This window comes from Mycobacterium colombiense CECT 3035 (assembly GCF_002105755.1).
GTDB classification, from domain to species: domain Bacteria; phylum Actinomycetota; class Actinomycetes; order Mycobacteriales; family Mycobacteriaceae; genus Mycobacterium; species Mycobacterium colombiense.
Window position 1 is genome coordinate 310,290 of record NZ_CP020821.1, and the last position, 17,635, is coordinate 327,924.

Sequence of the window (17,635 nt, forward strand, 5' to 3'; positions counted from 1 at the left end):
CCGCTCGCCGTCTCGTCAGACCTTGCGGATGACCGTGACGACCTTGCCCAGCACGGCGGCGTCATTGCCGGGGATGGGGTCGAACGCCGGGTTGTGCGGCATCAGCCACACCTGACCGCCGGCGCGCTTGAACGTCTTGACGGTGGCCTCGCCGTCGATCATGGCCGCGACGATGTCGCCGTTGTCGGCGACGTTCTGCTGACGCACCACCACCCAGTCGCCGTCGCAGATCGCGGCCTCGACCATCGAGTCACCGACCACCTTGAGCAGGAAAAGCGTTCCCTCGCCGACCAATTCGCGCGGCAGCGGAAAGACATCCTCGACGGCCTCTTCGGCGAGGATGGGTCCGCCGGCCGCGATGCGCCCGAGCACCGGAACGAACGTGGGCTCCGGCAGGGCGTCCGAGCCGGCCACCTCGGTGGCGGGCGCCGCCACGTCGTCGTCGGCCCCGCGGACGTCGACGGCCCGCGGACGGTTGGGGTCGCGGCGCAGGTAGCCCTTGCGCTCCAGGGTGCGCAGCTGGTGTGCCACCGATGACGTCGACGTCAGGCCGACGGCGTCGCCGATCTCCCGGATGCTCGGCGGGTAGCCGCGGCTGGTGACCGAGGCACGGATGACATTCAGGATGGTGCGCTGGCGTTCGGTCAGCGAGGAGTCCACGGAGTGCAACCGACCCTCGGGGCCGGCCGATGAGATGTCGTTGCTGTCGCCCATGGCACTGAATGTAGCCGCACCGTGGACAAGAATCAAACATGTGTTCGAGTGGCGTGTCGCGCCGGCCGGACCGCACTCGCGAAGGGCCGAAAGTCGGGTGAATCACAAATGTGTAACTCTTCCGAACATCGGGTATTTCTGCCTCGTGACAGTGGTAGAGGCCGACGAACTTGTCGGTGGTGTGATCTAGCGTTTGCTCGTGCGACACGCTTCGCTCAAATGTTCGGGTTTCGAACATACAAGCGATTAGAGTCGAACACACGAGCGAGAGCTAGTTGACCGGAGGAACGAAGATGACAGTCATCCACACGCCTGCGCCGCGTACCAGCAGTCTTCGGCGGCCGATCAACGGGCCCGTCCTGGGTGCACGCTACGGGCGGGACGGCCTGGCCAGGTCCCGCAGGCCCGCGCCGTCGCGGCCGGCTGGTGCGGCGACGCGCTACTACGGCACCGGGGTGGCTATGTCGGCCGCGCCGCACCGCCGGCGCGTCACCACCTGGGCCTCCACCATCGGGCTGGCGCTTGCCGCCGGGGCGATCACGCTGTGGCTGGGTCTCGTCGCGAACGTCGGCCAGGTCCTCAACGGCGACTCCTCGAACTCCGCGGCCCACGTTCCCGACCGCCTCGCCGTCGTCCGCGTCGATGCGGGGGAGTCACTGCAGGACTTCGCGCACCGGGTGGCGCCCGACGCGCCGACCACCCAGGTGGCCGACCGGATCCGCGAACTCAACGACCTGCACTCGCCGAATCTGATGGCGGGCCAGACCCTGATCGCTCCGGTCGGCTGAGAACCGTTGTGCGACCACGGCTCTGCACCGGCGGTGCCCGGCCGCCGGCGGTGGGTCCATAGGCCCGACGGCTCCATTGGCCGTGCAGGTCAGCGCGCGGGTACGCTCAAAGTTCAGCGATACCTTGTCGGCGCGATGAAGGAGCGGTCATGCACTGTCCGTTCTGCCGCCATCCCGACTCCCGGGTGATCGACTCGCGCGAAACCGACGAGGGTCAGGCCATCCGCCGCCGGCGATCCTGTCCCGAGTGCGGGCGGCGTTTCACCACCGTGGAGACCGCGGTCCTGGCGGTGGTCAAACGCAGCGGCGTCACCGAACCGTTCAGCAGGGAGAAGGTGATCAGCGGGGTTCGCCGGGCCTGCCAGGGGCGTCAGGTCGACGACGATGCGCTGAACCTGCTGGCTCAGCAGGTCGAAGACACGGTGCGCGCCGCAGGCTCGCCCGAGATCCCCAGCCATGAGGTCGGCCTCGCCATCCTCGGGCCGCTGCGCGACCTCGACGAGGTGGCCTACTTGCGGTTCGCCTCCGTATACCGGTCGTTCGAGTCGGCGGACGATTTCGAACGCGAGATCCAGGCGCTGCGCGATCACCGCGGAGTGGCGACCCCCGGCTAGTCAGCGGGCCGTCCCGGCCCGCATCGTCACCGGGCTGGTTGGAATTGCCCGGCTCCTCAGCGGGCCGTCCCGGCCCGCATCGTCACCGGGCTAGGCTCGGCTGCATGCCCCCTGACTTGCATCCCGACCTTTCCGCGCTGGCCCCGCTCCTGGGGACCTGGGCCGGGCAGGGTTCGGGTAAGTACCCGACGATCCCGCCCTTCGACTATCTCGAAGAGGTGGTCTTCGGCCATGTCGGTAAGCCGTTTCTGGCCTACGGGCAGAAGACCAAGGCGGTGGCCGACGGCAAGCCGCTGCACGCCGAGACCGGTTATCTCCGCGTGCCCCGAGAGGGTCACGTCGAACTGGTTCTGGCCCATCCCAGCGGCATCACCGAAATCGAGGTCGGCACCTATTCGGTCACCGGCGACGTCATCGAAATGCAGATGTCGACGACGACGGTCGGGCTGACGCCCAGCGCGAAAGAGGTGACGGCGCTTGGCCGTTCCTTCCGCATCGACGGCGACGAGCTGTCCTACACGGTGCAGATGGGTGCGGTCGGGCAACCGCTGCAGGACCACCTCGCCGCGGTGTTGCACCGGCAGCGCTGAACGCGGGGCCTCGGCCGCCGTCAGTCCAGGTGTCGCACACCGTCATTGACGACCCGCCCGGCCACCCCGACCCAGCCCTCGGCGCTCCACGTGGTGTCGATGACCGAGCCCTTGCCCTGGATGATCCGCAGGCTCTGGCTCAGGTAATCGGTGATCCGCATCGTCCGCCGAACCGGTCGCCTCGTCCTCGACCACCCCGAGGTTGGCGGCGAACATGCGCGACCGCAGCGACCCCGCCGCCCGGTCGGTCCAGGCCCACAGGTAGTGCGCGGCGTCGTCGGGGTAGTCCGCCGGGTCGGCCGCAAGAACCTCGTCGGCCGAACCGAATTCGTGCAGGGCGAATTCCGGCGCCCAGTCCGCGCGGGCGTTGATGCGGGCCCGGTGGCCGTCGTAACCCACCTGCACGATCCCGGCCGGCACCTGCAGCGTGTTGATCGGCGAACCGTGCTCGCGCAGCCACCACGTCGCGCCGACGGTCGGATGCCCGGCGAACGGCAGCTCGGTCCGCGGCGTGTAGATGGTGGCGTGCGCGGTGGGCGATCCGGGGGCCGGAAGATCGACGAAAACGGTCTCGCTGTAGCCCAATTGGGTCGCCAGCCGCTGCCGGGCCGTGGCCTCGACCTGGCCGGCGTCCACCACGCCCAGCGGATTACCGAAATTGCCGTCCGAATCGGTGAACACCCGCAACACCGTCACGTCGATCCCCATGGCCCGACTGTACGACGCGGCATCCGGCCGTATCGATCAAGGTGATCAGGTGGCGCTGCGCTCGTCGGACCCCATCGCGTTCAGCACCGCGACACGAGTGGGCGCCGGACCCGAGACGGCCTGCTCGCCGCCGCCGGTGCGGAGCAAAGCGCGAAGGCTGGCCTGGTCGTATTCGGCGGGGTCGGTGGAATCGATGAAGCGCTCGACGACGTCGATGAAGCGCGCCGGGTCGTCGTGAAAGGGAAAGTGGCCGGAGCCTTCGAAGATCTCCAGACGCGAGCCCGGCATCGCGGCATGCGCCATCCGCGCGTGCCGGACCGGAACCACCACATCCTTTGTGCCCCAGACGATCTGGACCGGAATGGCTTCGGTCAAATAACACCGGTCGAGCATCGTGACGATCTGCCCACGCCAGTCCACCACCGCGCGCAGCGTCCGGCTGAACGCCGCCGAGGCCGTCGGTTCGGGCAGGTCGTCGAGGATCCGCAGCACGTTGGGCAGGTCGCGGCCCAGCCCGGTGCTGCCCAACGCCAGACCCATGACGCGCCCCAGGGCCTGAACCGCCGGCAGCACCAGCGGCAACCGCAGCAGCGCGATCGCCTCGCTGCCCATCGGCAGCGAGGCCCAGCGCAGCACGAAGTTGACGTCCTTGGTGACGCCGCCGGCGCCCACCAAGATCAGCCGTTCCACCAAATGCGGGAATTGATAAGCGAATTGCATGGCCACGCCGCCGCCGAGCGAGTGACCGATGATCGTGACCCGCTCGATGTCGAGCACGCTGAGCAGGTCACGCATCCCGTTCGCATACGCCGCAATCGAGTAGTCGGCGCGCGGCTTGTCGGATCGCCCGTGGCCCAGCAGATCCGGGGCGATCACCGTGAAACGCTGGGCGAGCTTGGCCTGCACGGTATTCCACGTGGTCGAGTTGTCGCCGATGCCGTGGATCAGCAGGATCGCCGGCCCGGAACCGGCGATGCGGTAGGCCCGCTTGTACCCGTGGATGGTGCGGAACTCGAGTTTGGGTGCGGTCACTTCACGCACCGGGCGGAGCGTGGGATTGCGCTTCCGCTCGGTCATATCGCCAACCTTGGTGTCGGGCCGGGCTAAGGGCGATCCGGCGGGGGCGTCACGCTGAGGGGGTCAGGCCTTGTCGTCGTCGTCGTACTTCTTCTCCGCCTGCTGGGCCAGAAACCGCTCGAACTCCGCGCCCAGCTCGTCGCCGCTAGGCAGATCCTCGTCGCGAGCCAGTAACGATCTGTTCTCCTGAGCGTCGATGAAGGCATCGTACTGGCGCTCCAGCGCGGCCACCACTTGAGCGACCTCCGCGCTCGCTTCGACCTGTTCGTCGATCTTGGCCCGAATCACCTCCGCCGCTTCGGTCAGCGCCGTCAGCGGCAGCTCCAGCGACGCGGTCTTGGCGACCTGCTCGAGCAACGCCTGCGCGGCGGCCGGGTAATCGGTCTGGGTGAGGTAGTGCGGGACGTGCACGGTGTAGCCGACGACCTCGTGACCGTGCTGGCCCATCCGGTACTCCAGCAGGTTGGACGCGCTGCCGGGAACTTGGATCTCCGAGATCCACGGCTGGAAGTTGGCGATCAACTCCGGGTTGTTGGAGTGTGCGGTCATGGTGGTCGGACGGGTGTGCGGGACCGCCATCGGGACGGTGCCCAGGCCGATGGTCTGGCGCACGCCGAGGCGCTCGGCCAGCAGCCGAACGGCGGTGATGAAGCGCTCCCACTTGAGGTCGGGTTCCATGCCGGCGAGCAACAGGAACGGCGTGCCGACCGTGTCACGCATCGCGTAGAGGCTCAGCTCGGGGTCCTCGTAGTGGGTGAAGTGGTCGGTCTTGAACGTCATCAGCGGCCGCCGGGAGCGGTAGTCCAGCAATTCGTCGATCGCGAAAGACGCGACCAGCTCGGTGTCCAGCACCGCCTTGAGGTGCGCGGCCGCCAGTTTGATGGCGTGACCGGCGTCGGAAAAGCCCTCCAGCGCATGCACCAGCACCGGACCGCGGCCGTCGGACGTCGACAACTGCGGTGCCGGCAGCTCCAGCTCGTACATGCCAGCCTGCCCTGGCTGGTACTGATCACCTGGGTCTCGGTGGTGAGCCATCTGCAATCGCCTCCTCTCGGGAGTCTCTCCAGGGTGCCCTACCAAGTGTCCCCTGAATCGGGCGGCACCCAACAGCCATCAGCGAACTTCGCGATCAGCTATGAGCTGAAACGCGATAATCCGCAGGCGTAATCCGCGAACGAGATTGCCGCGGGCCGCCGTCGTGTGTGCCAGCAAACCCGTGGCGCACCGCGATGTGTGGAAGTCGGCTTGTCGACCACCGGTCAGGCATGATGAAGGCGATGCGCATTCGGATCCTGATGCTGTGCCTGGTCGTGGGGGTGGCTACGTCGCTGACGGCGTGTCGTCCTCCGGTCCAGCATGCGTCGGGCGCGCCGGTGTCCGCGCCGCGCGTCGGCGGTCCGGTGCAGCGGCTCAGCCAGCCCGAGCAGAAGGCCGTCGCGGGCCCGGTCGAGCCGGATCGGCGCATTGGGGCGATATTCATCGACGGTGGCCCGCTGCACGTGTGCACCGGCTCGGTGGTGCACTCGACGGGCGGCAACCTGATCATGACCGCCGCGCACTGCCTGGCCGGGGCCTCGCTGATCACCTTCGTGCCCGGTTTCGCCGGGGACGCCGCACCCGGCCCCGCCGATGTGTGGAAGGCCGACGCGGTCTACCTCGACCCACGCTGGATGGCGAGCAAGGACCCGCACGCCGACTACGCGATCGCGCGGGTCAGCAACGAGGCCGGCGCTCCCGTCGAGTCCCGGGTCGGCCTGGCGCTGACGCTGGGTGTGACGCCCCGCCCGGCAGTCGCGTCACCGTGCTGGGCTATCCGGCGGGCGTGGGTGGCTCGCCCATCGGGTGCCAGGCCAGCACGTCCGTCACCGACACCGGGTTCCCCGCACTGGCCTGCGAGGGGCTGGTGGACGGGACCAGCGGCGCGCCGTGGGTCAGCGGCACCACGCTGATCGGGCTGATCGGGGGTCTCGAGCGGGGCGGCTGCGCCGCGAACATGTCGTACTCGGCGCCGTTCGACGCGCAGACCGCGGAGCTGCTGAAGCGCGCCGAGGTCGGCGGTCCCGGCGATCCGGTCCCGAACGACCTCACCGACGCCTGCTAGCGGCGATCGCCACCGTCGCGTCAGTGGCGGAACTGGTTGAGCGCCCGGACCTTGTTCATCACGTCGAGCGCCGCCACCTTGTAGGCCTCGGAGAACGTTGGGTAGTTGAACACCGCGTCCACCAGGTATTCCACCGTGCCGCCGCACCCCATCACCGCCTGCCCGATGTGCACCATCTCGGTGGCGCTGGTGCCGAAGATGTGCACGCCGAGCACCTTGAGGTCCTCGGTGGACACCAGCAGCTTGAGCATCCCGTAGGAGTCGCCGGCGATCTGGCCGCGCGCCAGCTCGCGGTACCTGGCGACGCCGACCTCGTAGGGCACTGAGGCTTTCGTCAGCTCCACCTCGGTGGCGCCGACGTAGGAGACCTCGGGAATGGAGTAGATGCCGATCGGTTGCAGCTCGGTGATGCCGTCGCTCGCTTCCCCGAACGCGTGGTAGGCGGCCAGGCGTCCCTGCTCCATGGACGTCGCGGCCAGCGCGGGGAAGCCGATCACGTCGCCGACCGCGTAGATGTGGGGCACCTTGGTCTGGAAGTTGTCGTCGACGAAGATCCGGCCGCGGTTGTCGGCTTCCAGCTCGGCGTTGTGCAGGTCGAGGTGATCGGTCTGGCCCTGCCGCCCGGCCGAGTACATCACCGTCTCGGCGGGGATCTGTTTGCCGCTGGCCAGGGTGGTGACGGTGCCCGCCGACCCGACGTCGACGGCGGTCACCTCCTCGCCGAACCGGAACGTCACCGCGAGGTCGCGCAGGTGGAACTTCAGCGCCTCGACGACTTCGGGGTCGCAGAAGTCGAGCATGTCGTCGCGCTTCTCCACGACGGTGACCTTGGTGCCCAGGGCGGCGAACATCGAGGCGTACTCGATGCCGATGACACCCGCGCCGACCACCACCATCGAGGTGGGCAGCGACTTGAGGTCGAGGATCCCGTCGGAGTCGAGCACCCGGTGCTCGTCGAACTCCACACCGGAGGGGCGGGCCGGCCGGGTGCCGGTGGCGATGACGACGTAATTGCCTGTGATGGTTATCTTTTCGCGCCGCGACGGGTCCTCGACCTCGATGGTGTGTGGGTCTACGAAACGCCCGTGGCCGATCAGCAGGTCGATGCGGTTGCGCATCAGCTGGTTGCGGACCACGTCGACTTCCTTGCCGATCACGTGCTGCGTGCGGGCCAGCAGGTCGGCCGGGGTGATCTTCTCCTTCACGCGGTAGCTCGCGCCGTAGAGTTCGCGCTGGCTCATCCCGGTGAGATAGAGGACCGCCTCGCGCAACGTCTTTGACGGAATGGTGCCGGTCTGGACGCACACACCGCCGAGCATCTGGCCGCGCTCGACGACGGCGACCGACTTGCCGAGCTTGGCCGAGGCGATGGCGGCCTTCTGTCCGCCGGGCCCTGACCCGATGACCACCATGTCGTACTCTTGCGCCGAACTCATGGCTTAAACAGTAAGGCAGCACAACGCACAGTGCTGGGTTCATCCACAGGTCCGCCGCCGCACCCGCGCACGCGTGCACCGGTTGACGGTGGCGGCCGTCAGCGTTGTGCCCATGACGACGCCTCGAGAAGACTTCGAACTTTCCCGCCCCGGTGCGCTCATCGCCGCGCTGCCGGCCGTTCTCGGCTTCGTTCCCGAAAATTCATTGGTATTAGTGTCTTTGGGCGACGGGCAACTCGGCTCGGTGATGCGCGTCGACCTCTCCGAGGAACTTGTCGAGCGGGTCGAGCACCTGGCGGAGGTCGCCGCCGCGGCGGCCCCCGAGGCAGTGATCGCGGTGATCGTCGACGCGGACGGCGCCTACTGTCCCAGCTGCAACGAGGAATATCGGCAGCTGGCGGCGGCGCTCGCAGAAGCCTTGTCGCAGCACCACATTGAGCTGTGGGCCACGCACGTGGTCGACCGGGTGGCAATGGGCGGCCGCTGGCACTGCGCCGAGGGCTGCGGGTCCAGTGGGCTGGTCGACGACCCAGCGGCCTCCCCGCTGGCCGCCGCGGCGGTGCTGGAAGGCCGGCGGCTCTATCCGCGCCGTGCCGACCTGCAGGCGGTCATCGCGCCCGACGACCCGGCGCGCACCGCCGCGCTGGCCGGCGTGGTCCGTCAGCAGGCCACCCGGCGCCGGGCGGCGCATCGTGCCCATCCGGTCCGCTGCACCCGCGGCGACGTGGAGACGGTCATGGCCGCCGCCGCCCGCGTCGCGGCCGGGGAACCGCTGTCCGACACCGAGATGGCGACGCTGGGCTGTGCGCTGACCGACGCGCAGGTGCGCGACATTTTGTATGCGCTTGCGGTCGGGGAGAGCGCCGGCGAGGTCGAATCGCTGTGGGCGCTGCTGGCGCGCACGCTGCCGCCGCCGTGGCGGGTCGAGGCGCTGGTCCTGATCGCGTTCAGCGCGTACGCCCGCGGCGACGGTCCACTCGCCGGGGTGTCGCTACAGGAGGCGCTGCGCGGTGCGCCGGAGCATCGGATGGCGGGCATGCTGGACACCGCATTGCAGTCAGGTCTGCGGCCCGAGGACATCCGGGACCTGGCGCTGACGGGCTATCGGCTGGCCAAGCGGTTCGGTGTGCGGCTACCGCCGCGACGGCCGTTCGGCCGCAGGGCGGGATAGGTGGGCGCGAACTGCGCGGGTCAGACCTTCTCGACCTTGACCGCGTGCGCCATCTCGTGCGGCAGGGTGACGTTCTCGTGGCCGGGAATGACGATGGTCACCCCGGCGGCGCCGTTCTCGACGGTGACGCGCGCGTTCGGGACGACGCCGGCGTCCTTCAGCCGCGAGATCAGGTCGATGTCGCCCTGGACGTGCTCGGTCAGCTGGCGCACCACCACCGCCACCGGCGCGCCGGCGGGCAACTCGGTCAGCCGGACCAGGGGACCGTCCTCGGACCAGGACTCGGGGCCCACGCCCAGGTCCAGGAGTCCGGGGATCGGGTTGCCGAAGGGCGAGGTGGTCGGGTTGTTGAGCACCTTGACCAGCCGGCGCTCCACGTCCTCGCTCATCACGTGCTCCCAGCGGCACGCCTCGGCGTGGACCTCTTCCCAGGGCAGCCCGATGACGTCGACCAGCAGGCGCTCGGCGAGGCGGTGCTTGCGCATCACGGAGATGGCCAGCGCCCGACCCTTGTCGGTGAGCTCGAGGTGGCGGTCGCCGGCCACGTGAAGTAAACCGTCCCGCTCCATGCGCGACACGGTTTGGCTGACAGTCGGCCCGCTCTGATCGAGGCGCTCGGCGATGCGGGCACGCAGCGGCGTCACGCCCTCTTCTTCGAGGTCGTAGATGGTCCGCAAGTACATCTCGGTGGTGTCAACCAGGTCGTTCATTCAGCACCCTCCGTCGACGCTGAGTCTACTTGGCCAGCTACGCGAATGGTTGTAACGCCTCCCAGGCAAGCAGTATGCCCGCCGCTGACGCGGCGGGCATACCGTCTGCTACCTAGCTTGAGTGAGGTGTTAGCTCGCGTACGACCGTAGCCTGTCGGCGCGCTCCCCGTTGCGGAGTTTGGACATTACGTCCCGCTCGATTTGGCGGACCCGCTCGCGGGACAGCCCGAACAGCTTGCCGATCTGGTCCAGGGTGCGCGGCTGGCCGTCGTCCAGGCCGAAACGCAACCGGATCACCTGGTGCTCACGCTCGTCGAGGGTGGCCAGCACGCTGCGGATGTCGGTGTGCAGCAACTCGGCGATCACCGCGTTCTCGGCGGACATCGCCTCGGCGTCCTCGATGAAGTCGCCCAGCGGGGCCTCCTCCTCGGAGCCGACGGGCATGTCCAGGCTTACCGGGTCGCGACTGTGCTCGAGCAGGTCGTTGATCTTTTCGACCGGGATGCCGGACTCGGCGGCCAGTTCCTCGTCGGTCGCCTCGCGGCCCAGGTTCTGGTGCATCTCGCGCTTGATCCGCGCCAGCTTGTTGACCTGTTCCACCAGATGGACCGGCAGCCGAATGGTGCGGCTCTGGTCGGCCATGCCGCGGGTGATGGCCTGACGGATCCACCACGTCGCGTAGGTCGAGAACTTGAATCCCTTTGTGTAGTCGAACTTTTCCATCGCGCGGATCAACCCGAGGTTGCCCTCCTGGATCAGGTCCAGCAGCGGCATACCCCGACCCGTGTACCGCTTGGCCAGCGACACCACCAGACGCAGGTTCGCTTCCAGCAGGTGCCGGCGCGCGGCCTGCCCGTCGCGAACCACGGCCTCCAGATCGCGTTTGCGGTTCTCCCCGAGGCGCTTACGCGTTGCAAGCAGGTGTTCGGCGTAAAGCCCGGCTTCGATGCGCTTGGCGAGTTCGACTTCGCCTGCCGCGTTGAGCAGCGCCGTCTTACCGATTCCATTGAGATATACGCGCACTAGATCCGCTGCGGGGCTTTGAGCATCCAGATCGCCGTCAAATCTGCTCGTGCTGGCGTTCGCCATAGCGACCTCCCGTTCGGCTTTGTTCTGTCATGGAGTTCAACGACAGATCAGCTCTGAGAGTTCCCAGCGATTCGCCATCTCACACGTCTTGACGTGCAGAAATGTGCCGCCGACCTGAGAATGTCCTGAGAAGTCCGCCGGGGCGGCACCTTCAGCACGAACGACGGTCAGCCGTGATCGATTCCGCCCTGCGGGCCCTGGTGCCACTGCTGCTGCGGGTGTTGCGGGGCCTCGAGGGCGCGACGTTCGGCCCGCGGAAACAGGGGGGTGCGCTGGCCGGCGTTGTCGAACCGGCGTGGCTCGTCGGCGCTGCGCGGCGGCCGGTCGTTCGCGATCAGAACGGCCATCCACGGCAACGGTATTGACAGCGCGACGATCGCCAGCGAGATCAGCCCGTTGTGCCACGCGCCGTAGGCGACCGCGGCCAAAATGAGCGCCGGGATCCGGAAAGCCATCAAGGTCAGGTATTTACGGACCCGCGCACGGTGCTGCTCCTCGTACGAGGTCGCTGCGGCGGTGATGAGGACTGGGCGGCCCTTGTTGCCGTCAAAGTCATCGAACCCCGGATCGGAGCCGTGCTTCATTTCTCCACTGTCCCACAACTGGCCGATTCCGGCTTGGCCGGTTTCCGGGCCTGCTGGGCACTGCCCCGGGCGGTGCAACAATGTCAGGTATGCAGACCCAAACGATCGAGCGCACCGAGACCGACGAACGCGTCGACGACGGGACCGGCAGCGACACCCCGAAGTACTTCCACTACGTCAAGAAGGACAAGATCGCCGAGAGCGCGGTGATGGGCAACCACGTCGTCGCGTTGTGCGGCGAGGTCTTTCCCGTCACCAAGGCGGCCAAGCCGGGCTCACCGGTCTGCCCGGACTGCAAGCGGATCTACGAACGGATGAAGAAGGACTGATCAGCGCGGCGGCTCCGCCGGCGCGACGTCGCGCTGCGCGGTGATGGGGTTCTTGGTCACGGGATTCGACAGCGTGTCCGCCGCCTTCGCCAACGCGGGCGAGCGCGACAGCAGCCACCTGCGCAGCCGGTGCGCGTGCGTCCTGGGTGCGGGGAATTCCTCCTGGATGGCGGCATTGAGCTCGGCGCCGATCATGATCGCGAAGCCCCCGAAGAACGAGAACAGCAGGAACGCGATCGGCGTGGACAGCGCGCCGTAGGTGTAGCCCGTACTGGTGATCCATTGCAGATAGACCCGCAGGCCCAAGGTGGCGATCACGAAGACCGCGGTGGCCAGCGCCGCGCCGAAGATCAGCCGATGTGTCGGCAGCGGCTCCGGCAACGACACGCGGTACAAGATCACGACCCCGAACATCAGGGCGAGGATCAACGCCGGGTAGTAGCCGTAACGCAGCACGTTGGCCAGGCCCAGCGGGATGTGTTCACCCACCTTGCGCGGGCCCATTACCACCAGCGGCGCCGTTGCCACCACGAACACCAGCCCCACCACGTAGAGGAACAACGCGAACAGGCGTTGGCGTACCGGGTGGCGCAACGGCGTCTGGTCATGTGCCTCGACCACGGAGTCGACGAACGCCGAGATGGCCGACGAACCCGCCCACAACGAGATGATGAACCCCAGCGACACCACCTCGCCACGGGCGTTGTTGGCGATGTCCCGCACGGTCGGCTCGATGATCTCGTTGACCACGCTGCGGGAGAACACGCTATGTGCGGTCGAGATCAGCTGACGCAGGATGCTGGGCAGCATGTCCGGGCCGAACAGCGGGGCCACATAGGCCAGGGTGCCCAGCAGCCCGAGCAGCAGCGGCGGCAGTGACAACGCCGACCAGAAACCAGCCTGAGCCGACTCCGAGAAAATCGAGTCGTCCCAACTCTTGGACAGGGTCCTCAGGGTGATTCGCCAAATGTGGTGGCGCGACGGTTTCGCGACCTGCTCGCTCATACCCGTCCAGCATTACCGAAGATCGCTCGCACCGCCCACATTGGCGATGGGCGAGTTCGCCTACGGCCTAGCTTTCGCTGAACTCCAGCACGGCGTCCAGCTCGGTCAGCTTCGCCTCGTGCTCGTTGGCGTGGTGCTGGCAGAAGAGAAGCTCCAGTCCGGAAGGCAGCTTGGCGCGCACCCGGGCCGCAGCACCGCAGCGGTCGCAGCGGTCGGCCCGGGTCAGTTCGGGACTCGTCAGAGTTGCATTCATGGCTTCTCCGTTCTCGTACATTCACTTTCTCAGACGTATGGCGTTTTCGCCTTGTTCCCCGATCGTTATCGGGTGTGTCGTTTCTCACGGGCTGGTCAAGTTTGGTTTAGGCGGCCTCTAGGGTGTCGGAATTGTGACCTTCGTTCCCGACGTCCTGGTGCACCTGTGCGGAACCGAGCAGTGGGCGCAGGCCCGCCGTCGGGGCGCCATCCACCCGGATGACGCCGGCGGCGGCCAGTTCATCCACCTGTCGACGCCGGAGCAGGTGCACCTGCCGGCCAACCGGCTCTACCGCGGGCGGGGCGACCTGGTCCTGTTGCACATCGACCCGGCCCGGCTTGCCGCTCCGGTGCGGTGGGAGCCGGGGGTAGCAACCGATCCGGACTCGATGTTGTTCCCGCATCTGTACGGCGCGCTGCCGGTGGCCGCTGTGGTCCGGGTCACCGCCTACCCGCCTGCCGGCGACGGCTCCTTCGCGCCGATCTCGAGCGGCGAGCCGGGGGAGTCGACGTAGGCGTCGGCCTCGATCTCCACCATCAACTCGGGCGCGATCAGCGCCGAGACCTCGACCATGGTCGCCGCTGGGCGCACCGCGCCGAAGAACTGCTCGTGCACGGCTCCCACCTCGCGCCAGCGCGAGATGTCGGTGACGTAGATGCGGGTGCGCACCACGTCGGTGAGCGTGGCGCCCGCTTGGTGCAACGCGATCTCGATGCGGCGCAACGCATCTCGTGCCTGGGCGGCGATGTCGCCGGCGGGTCCGGTGCCGGTCGTCCCGGCCACCGCCACATGCGGGCCGACCCGCACCGCACGCGAGTAGCCGACCGTGGATTCGAAGCCGGATCCTGACGAGACGAGGGTGCGGTTGGTTGACATGGACGTCACCGTACGGCGCCCGCGCGGCGGGCGCAGCCGAATTTCAGCGGCCCCTCGAGAGGGCTTGTGGGGCAGCCGCTTTCGACCGCCTGCCGATGCGGCTAGTCGAGGTAGTCGCGCAGCACCTGAGAACGGCTGGGGTGGCGCAACTTCGACATCGTCTTGGACTCGATCTGGCGGATGCGCTCACGGGTCACGCCGTAAACCTGCCCGATCTCGTCCAGGGTGCGCGGCTGGCCGTCGGTGAGACCGAAGCGCAGCCGTACTACGCCCGCCTCGCGCTCCGACAGCGTCTCCAGCACCGACTGCAGCTGGTCCTGCAGCAGCGTGAACGACACCGCGTCCACGGCCACCACGGCCTCGCTGTCCTCGATGAAGTCGCCCAGCTGGCTGTCGCCCTCGTCGCCGATGGTCTGGTCCAGGGAGATCGGCTCGCGGGCGTATTGCTGGATCTCCAGCACCTTTTCGGGCGTGATGTCCATTTCCTTGGCCAGCTCTTCGGGCGTGGGCTCGCGGCCCAGGTCCTGCAGCAGCTCGCGCTGGATACGGCCCAGCTTGTTGATCACCTCGACCATGTGCACCGGGATGCGGATGGTGCGGGCCTGGTCGGCCATGGCCCGGGTGATGGCCTGGCGGATCCACCACGTCGCGTACGTGGAGAACTTGTAACCCTTGGTGTAGTCGAACTTCTCGACCGCGCGGATCAGACCCAGGTTGCCCTCCTGGATGAGGTCCAGGAACGCCATGCCGCGGCCGGTGTAGCGCTTGGCCAGCGACACCACCAGTCGCAGGTTGGCTTCCAGCAGGTGGTTCTTGGCCCGATCGCCGTCACGGCAGATCCACACCATGTCGCGGCGCTGGGCGGCGGGCAGTTTGTCGCCGCGCTCGGTCAGCTCGGTCATCAGCTGGGTGGCGTACAGCCCGGCCTCGATCCGCTTGGCCAGCTCGACCTCTTCCTCGGCGTTGAGCAGCGCGACCTTACCGATCTGCTTCAGGTACGCGCGAACCGAGTCGGCGGAGGCCGTCAGCTCGGCGTCCTTGCGGGCCTGCCGCAACGCTTCGGATTCGTCTTCGTCCCACACGAAATCGCCGGAGGCCTTGTCTTTTTCGCTGGGCTCGGCGATTTCCTCGTCGTCCTCGGCGGCGGCCTCGCCGGCCTTGGCGGGCTTCGCGGCGGCTACTTCCTCGCCCTCGGCCTCGTCGGAGTCGGCGTCGCTCTCGTCGGCGTCGGAGTCGTCCGCGGTTACCTCGTCCTCGAGGTCGTCGAGGCTGATGTCGGCGTCGATCTCGAGGTCTTCGCCGGGCTCACCCTCCAGGTCGGGTTCGTTGTCGAGATCCTCGACGGCACCGTCGGAATCGAGGGCGTCCGGATCGGCCGGCCCGCCCTTGGCCGCTTTGGTTCCGCGGGCTGCCTTGGCGCCCTTGGCCGCGGCGCGGGTCTTCTTGGCGTCGCCGGCCTCGGATTCGGTGGACGACGGTGCTGCCTTGGCGGCTCGCTTCGCGGGCGCCGATCCGTTGGCAGCTTTGGCCGCCGGTCGCTTGGCGGGGGACGACGGAGACTTCGTGGCCGTGCGTTTCACCGGCCCATCCGTCGCCGGGCTTGCTTTCGTCGCTGCCACTTACACCCCTTCGTTTGGGCTCACCTTCGGTGGGTATTGGGCATGGTTAACCGAAAGTGTCTGCTATGTCGATGTCGGCGTTGGTATCAGCGTGGTAGGTGCACGCTGTCGGTTGGGCGTTCGCCGAGGACCATTGTAACGACAGTGCGCGGTAGTACGGCTCTGCCGGGCGAAATCAGTGGGTCACGTCGGAGGTGGCGGCCATGGCGGCGCCGACGATCCCGGCGGTGTTGAGCAGGGCCGCGGCCACCACCGGGGTGCGGTTGGTCAGCAGCGGCACCCATTTGTCGGCCTTGCGGCTGATTCCGCCGCCCGCGATGAACAGATCCGGCCACACCGCGTTCTCGATGCTCACCAGCACTTTGGTCACCTGCTTGGCCCACTTTTCATAGGACCAGTCGTTCTTCTCCTTCACCGAGGAGGCCGCACGCTGCTCGGCCTCCTTGCCGCCGACCTCGAGATGGCCGAACTCGGTGTTGGGTATCAGCACCCCGTTGTGAATCACCGCGGAGCCGATCCCGGTGCCGAACGTCAGCAGCACCACCAGGCCCGACTGGCCCTTGCCCGCGCCATAGTGCTCCTCGGCCAGCCCGGCCGCGTCGGCGTCGTTGAGGACGGTGACTTCCTGCCCATTGAGCTCGGCGCTGATGATGTCGCGCGCGTTGCTGCCGATCCAGGCCTTGTCCACGTTGGCCGCCGTCTGCACCACGCCGTGGGTGACGACCCCGGGATAGGTCACGCCGAGCGGGCCGGTCCATTCGAACGCGTCGACCACCTGGGCGATGGTCTTGGCCACCGCCGAGGGCGTCGCTGGCTGCGGGGTCAGCAGCTTGACCCGCTCGCCGATCAGCTGGCCGGTGTCCATGTCGACGATGCCGCCCTTGATGCCACTGCCGCCGACGTCGATACCGAATCCGCGACGCTGCGGCCTGCCGTCGGCGACGGCGGTGCCGGGGGTGTCCGTGGTCGAGTCGGTGCTGGTCATCGAATCTCCTCGGCGTGACTGGGCTGTCCGCCCACCTTAGCGCCGCGTCGGTGCCGCCCGTGGCGTCTGCGCGGCCGAGGCGACTGTGATGCGATAGACCGGTGACCCCTCCCGATGACGAGCTCGTAGCGCTGCGCTCGGTCGCCGAAGCCCTGGCCGCCGAGGCCGCCGCGTTCGTGAGGCGGCGGCGGGCAGAGGTTTTCGGCGCTGAGACGGGCGGCTCGCAAGCACCAGACAGTGGCGCGGTGCGTTCGAAGAGCACCCCGACCGACCCGGTGACCGTGGTCGACACCGAAACGGAACGGCTGCTGCGCGACCGGCTGGCCGAATTGCGGCCCGGGGACCCAATTCTCGGCGAGGAGGGCGGCGGGCCCGCGGATCCGTCGGGCACACCGGCCGGATCGGTCACCTGGGTGCTCGATCCCATCGACGGCACAGTGAATTTCGTCTACGGCGTCCCCGCCTACGCGGTGTCGGTCGGGGCGCAGGTCGACGGCGAGTCGGTGGCGGGGGCGGTGGCCGACGTCGTCGGCAACCGGGTGTACTCGGCGGCGCTCGGCCTGGGTGCGCATGTCACCGACGACTCAGGGACGCAGCTGTTGCAGTGCTCCGCGGTGGACGATTTGTCGATGGCGTTGCTGGGCACCGGTTTCGGCTACTCGCGACAGCGCCGCGCGGCGCAGGCGGCGCTGTTGGCCCGGATGCTGCCGGTGGTCCGCGATGTCCGTCGGATCGGTTCGGCGGCACTGGATCTGTGCATGGTCGCCTCGGGCCGGCTCGACGCCTACTACGAGCACGGGTTGCAGGTGTGGGATCGCGCCGCCGGTGCGCTGATCGCCGCGGAGGCGGGGGCCCGGGTGGTGCTGCCCGCGCCGGGCGTGGACGGGGCCGGCCTGGCGCTGGCCGCCGCGCCCGGCATCGCCGACGAGCTGCTGGCCGTCCTGGAGCGCTTCCACGGCCTGGACCCGATTCTGGATTGACCGCCC

General features: G+C 68.1%; 19 protein-coding genes and 2 pseudogenes. 8 read left to right on the forward strand and 13 right to left on the reverse strand.

Annotated features, from left to right (window positions below; translation table 11 throughout):
- Positions 1-15 precede the first annotated feature (15 nt).
- Complete coding sequence (lexA, locus tag B9D87_RS01560) at positions 16-714, reverse strand: transcriptional repressor LexA (RefSeq protein ID WP_040631433.1); 699 nt, start codon at positions 712-714, stop codon at positions 16-18.
- Positions 715-1,007: 293 nt separating this feature from the next.
- Between lexA and B9D87_RS01565 the strand changes: the two genes are divergently transcribed.
- From B9D87_RS01565 to B9D87_RS01575, 3 genes are all read left to right on the forward strand, one after another.
- On the forward strand, positions 1,008-1,502 hold the full coding sequence (locus B9D87_RS01565) for a LysM peptidoglycan-binding domain-containing protein (protein WP_040631431.1): 495 nt from the start codon (positions 1,008-1,010) through the stop codon (positions 1,500-1,502).
- A gap of 149 nt (positions 1,503-1,651) precedes the next feature.
- Positions 1,652-2,116, forward strand: coding sequence for a transcriptional regulator NrdR (gene nrdR, locus B9D87_RS01570; protein ID WP_007774910.1), 465 nt, complete (start codon positions 1,652-1,654; stop codon positions 2,114-2,116).
- A gap of 104 nt (positions 2,117-2,220) precedes the next feature.
- The gene (locus tag B9D87_RS01575; protein WP_007774906.1) at positions 2,221-2,706 is read left to right on the forward strand and encodes a peroxynitrite isomerase; all 486 of its coding nucleotides are present in this window, start codon (positions 2,221-2,223) and stop codon (positions 2,704-2,706) included.
- A 20-nt stretch (positions 2,707-2,726) separates the two neighbouring features.
- Here B9D87_RS01575 and B9D87_RS01580 read toward each other — a convergent pair.
- The 3 genes and pseudogenes from B9D87_RS01580 to B9D87_RS01590 form a co-directional block, all read right to left on the reverse strand.
- A pseudogene (locus B9D87_RS01580) lies at positions 2,727-3,414 on the reverse strand (PhzF family phenazine biosynthesis protein).
- 45 nt (positions 3,415-3,459) lie between these two features.
- Positions 3,460-4,491, reverse strand: a complete 1,032-nt coding sequence (locus tag B9D87_RS01585; protein ID WP_007774900.1) for an alpha/beta fold hydrolase — start codon at positions 4,489-4,491, stop codon at positions 3,460-3,462.
- Between the two features lie 63 nt (positions 4,492-4,554).
- A complete protein-coding gene (locus B9D87_RS01590) occupies positions 4,555-5,526 on the reverse strand; it encodes a proteasome assembly chaperone family protein (protein WP_040631428.1) in 972 nt (323 codons plus the stop codon).
- Between the two features lie 230 nt (positions 5,527-5,756).
- Here B9D87_RS01590 and B9D87_RS01595 point away from each other — a divergent pair.
- A pseudogene (locus tag B9D87_RS01595) lies at positions 5,757-6,592 on the forward strand (trypsin-like serine peptidase).
- A gap of 20 nt (positions 6,593-6,612) precedes the next feature.
- On the opposite strand, the gene sthA reads toward B9D87_RS01595, so the two are convergent.
- Positions 6,613-8,028 (reverse strand): Si-specific NAD(P)(+) transhydrogenase, encoded by a 1,416-nt coding sequence (gene sthA, locus B9D87_RS01600; RefSeq protein WP_007774895.1) that lies wholly within the window; start codon positions 8,026-8,028, stop codon positions 6,613-6,615.
- 112 nt (positions 8,029-8,140) lie between these two features.
- On the opposite strand from sthA, the gene B9D87_RS01605 reads away from it, so the two are divergent.
- Positions 8,141-9,199, forward strand: coding sequence for a DUF4192 domain-containing protein (locus tag B9D87_RS01605; RefSeq protein ID WP_007774894.1), 1,059 nt, complete (start codon positions 8,141-8,143; stop codon positions 9,197-9,199).
- 20 nt (positions 9,200-9,219) lie between these two features.
- On the opposite strand, the gene B9D87_RS01610 is transcribed toward B9D87_RS01605, so the two are convergent.
- The 3 genes from B9D87_RS01610 to B9D87_RS01620 all read right to left on the reverse strand — a co-directional run bounded on the left by B9D87_RS01610 (position 9,220) and on the right by B9D87_RS01620 (position 11,600).
- Complete coding sequence (locus tag B9D87_RS01610) at positions 9,220-9,909, reverse strand: iron-dependent transcriptional repressor DtxR (RefSeq protein ID WP_007774893.1); 690 nt, start codon at positions 9,907-9,909, stop codon at positions 9,220-9,222.
- Between the two features lie 129 nt (positions 9,910-10,038).
- Entirely contained in the window at positions 10,039-10,998 is a 960-nt protein-coding gene (gene sigB / locus B9D87_RS01615) for a sigma-70 family RNA polymerase sigma factor SigB (protein ID WP_007774892.1), read from the reverse strand.
- 167 nt (positions 10,999-11,165) lie between these two features.
- Entirely contained in the window at positions 11,166-11,600 is a 435-nt protein-coding gene (locus B9D87_RS01620; RefSeq protein WP_007774891.1) for a DUF3099 domain-containing protein, read from the reverse strand.
- A gap of 71 nt (positions 11,601-11,671) precedes the next feature.
- Between B9D87_RS01620 and B9D87_RS01625 the strand changes: the two genes are divergently transcribed.
- Complete coding sequence (locus tag B9D87_RS01625; RefSeq protein WP_007774890.1) at positions 11,672-11,911, forward strand: DUF3039 domain-containing protein; 240 nt, start codon at positions 11,672-11,674, stop codon at positions 11,909-11,911.
- On the opposite strand, the gene B9D87_RS01630 is transcribed toward B9D87_RS01625, so the two are convergent.
- Entirely contained in the window at positions 11,912-12,916 is a 1,005-nt protein-coding gene (locus B9D87_RS01630) for a YihY/virulence factor BrkB family protein (protein WP_007774889.1), read from the reverse strand.
- A 67-nt stretch (positions 12,917-12,983) separates the two neighbouring features.
- On the reverse strand, positions 12,984-13,169 hold the full coding sequence (locus B9D87_RS01635; protein ID WP_007774888.1) for a DUF7455 domain-containing protein: 186 nt from the start codon (positions 13,167-13,169) through the stop codon (positions 12,984-12,986).
- A 130-nt stretch (positions 13,170-13,299) separates the two neighbouring features.
- Here B9D87_RS01635 and B9D87_RS01640 point away from each other — a divergent pair, with 130 nt between their 5' ends.
- Positions 13,300-13,683 (forward strand): DUF952 domain-containing protein, encoded by a 384-nt coding sequence (locus B9D87_RS01640; RefSeq protein WP_415623614.1) that lies wholly within the window; start codon positions 13,300-13,302, stop codon positions 13,681-13,683.
- On the opposite strand, the gene B9D87_RS01645 is transcribed toward B9D87_RS01640, so the two are convergent.
- The 3 genes from B9D87_RS01645 to ppgK all read right to left on the reverse strand — a co-directional run bounded on the left by B9D87_RS01645 (position 13,617) and on the right by ppgK (position 16,649).
- Positions 13,617-14,045, reverse strand: coding sequence for a RidA family protein (locus B9D87_RS01645; RefSeq protein ID WP_007774886.1), 429 nt, complete (start codon positions 14,043-14,045; stop codon positions 13,617-13,619). The two genes, B9D87_RS01640 and B9D87_RS01645, sit on opposite strands and share 67 nt — an antisense overlap.
- Before the next feature lie 101 nt (positions 14,046-14,146).
- On the reverse strand, positions 14,147-15,664 hold the full coding sequence (locus B9D87_RS01650) for an RNA polymerase sigma factor (RefSeq protein ID WP_007774885.1): 1,518 nt from the start codon (positions 15,662-15,664) through the stop codon (positions 14,147-14,149).
- 175 nt (positions 15,665-15,839) lie between these two features.
- Complete coding sequence (gene ppgK / locus B9D87_RS01655; RefSeq protein WP_007774883.1) at positions 15,840-16,649, reverse strand: polyphosphate--glucose phosphotransferase; 810 nt, start codon at positions 16,647-16,649, stop codon at positions 15,840-15,842.
- 101 nt (positions 16,650-16,750) lie between these two features.
- Between ppgK and B9D87_RS01660 the strand changes: the two genes are divergently transcribed.
- The gene (locus tag B9D87_RS01660; protein ID WP_007774880.1) at positions 16,751-17,629 is read left to right on the forward strand and encodes an inositol monophosphatase family protein; all 879 of its coding nucleotides are present in this window, start codon (positions 16,751-16,753) and stop codon (positions 17,627-17,629) included.
- Positions 17,630-17,635 lie beyond the last annotated feature (6 nt).

Bases quoted from the DNA above. Each gene is read 5' to 3' on its own strand.
- lexA (WP_040631433.1), bottom strand. From the start codon at position 714: ATGGGCGACAGCAACGACATCTCATCGGCCGGCCCCGAGGGTCGGTTG.
- B9D87_RS01565 (WP_040631431.1), top strand. From the start codon at position 1,008: ATGACAGTCATCCACACGCCTGCGCCGCGTACCAGCAGTCTTCGGCGG.
- nrdR (WP_007774910.1), top strand. From the start codon at position 1,652: ATGCACTGTCCGTTCTGCCGCCATCCCGACTCCCGGGTGATCGACTCG.
- B9D87_RS01575 (WP_007774906.1), top strand. From the start codon at position 2,221: ATGCCCCCTGACTTGCATCCCGACCTTTCCGCGCTGGCCCCGCTCCTG.
- B9D87_RS01585 (WP_007774900.1), bottom strand. From the start codon at position 4,491: ATGACCGAGCGGAAGCGCAATCCCACGCTCCGCCCGGTGCGTGAAGTG.
- B9D87_RS01590 (WP_040631428.1), bottom strand. From the start codon at position 5,526: ATGGCTCACCACCGAGACCCAGGTGATCAGTACCAGCCAGGGCAGGCT.
- sthA (WP_007774895.1), bottom strand. From the start codon at position 8,028: ATGAGTTCGGCGCAAGAGTACGACATGGTGGTCATCGGGTCAGGGCCC.
- B9D87_RS01605 (WP_007774894.1), top strand. From the start codon at position 8,141: ATGACGACGCCTCGAGAAGACTTCGAACTTTCCCGCCCCGGTGCGCTC.
- B9D87_RS01610 (WP_007774893.1), bottom strand. From the start codon at position 9,909: ATGAACGACCTGGTTGACACCACCGAGATGTACTTGCGGACCATCTAC.
- sigB (WP_007774892.1), bottom strand. From the start codon at position 10,998: ATGGCGAACGCCAGCACGAGCAGATTTGACGGCGATCTGGATGCTCAA.
- B9D87_RS01625 (WP_007774890.1), top strand. From the start codon at position 11,672: ATGCAGACCCAAACGATCGAGCGCACCGAGACCGACGAACGCGTCGAC.
- B9D87_RS01630 (WP_007774889.1), bottom strand. From the start codon at position 12,916: ATGAGCGAGCAGGTCGCGAAACCGTCGCGCCACCACATTTGGCGAATC.
- B9D87_RS01635 (WP_007774888.1), bottom strand. From the start codon at position 13,169: ATGAATGCAACTCTGACGAGTCCCGAACTGACCCGGGCCGACCGCTGC.
- B9D87_RS01645 (WP_007774886.1), bottom strand. From the start codon at position 14,045: ATGTCAACCAACCGCACCCTCGTCTCGTCAGGATCCGGCTTCGAATCC.
- ppgK (WP_007774883.1), bottom strand. From the start codon at position 16,649: ATGACCAGCACCGACTCGACCACGGACACCCCCGGCACCGCCGTCGCC.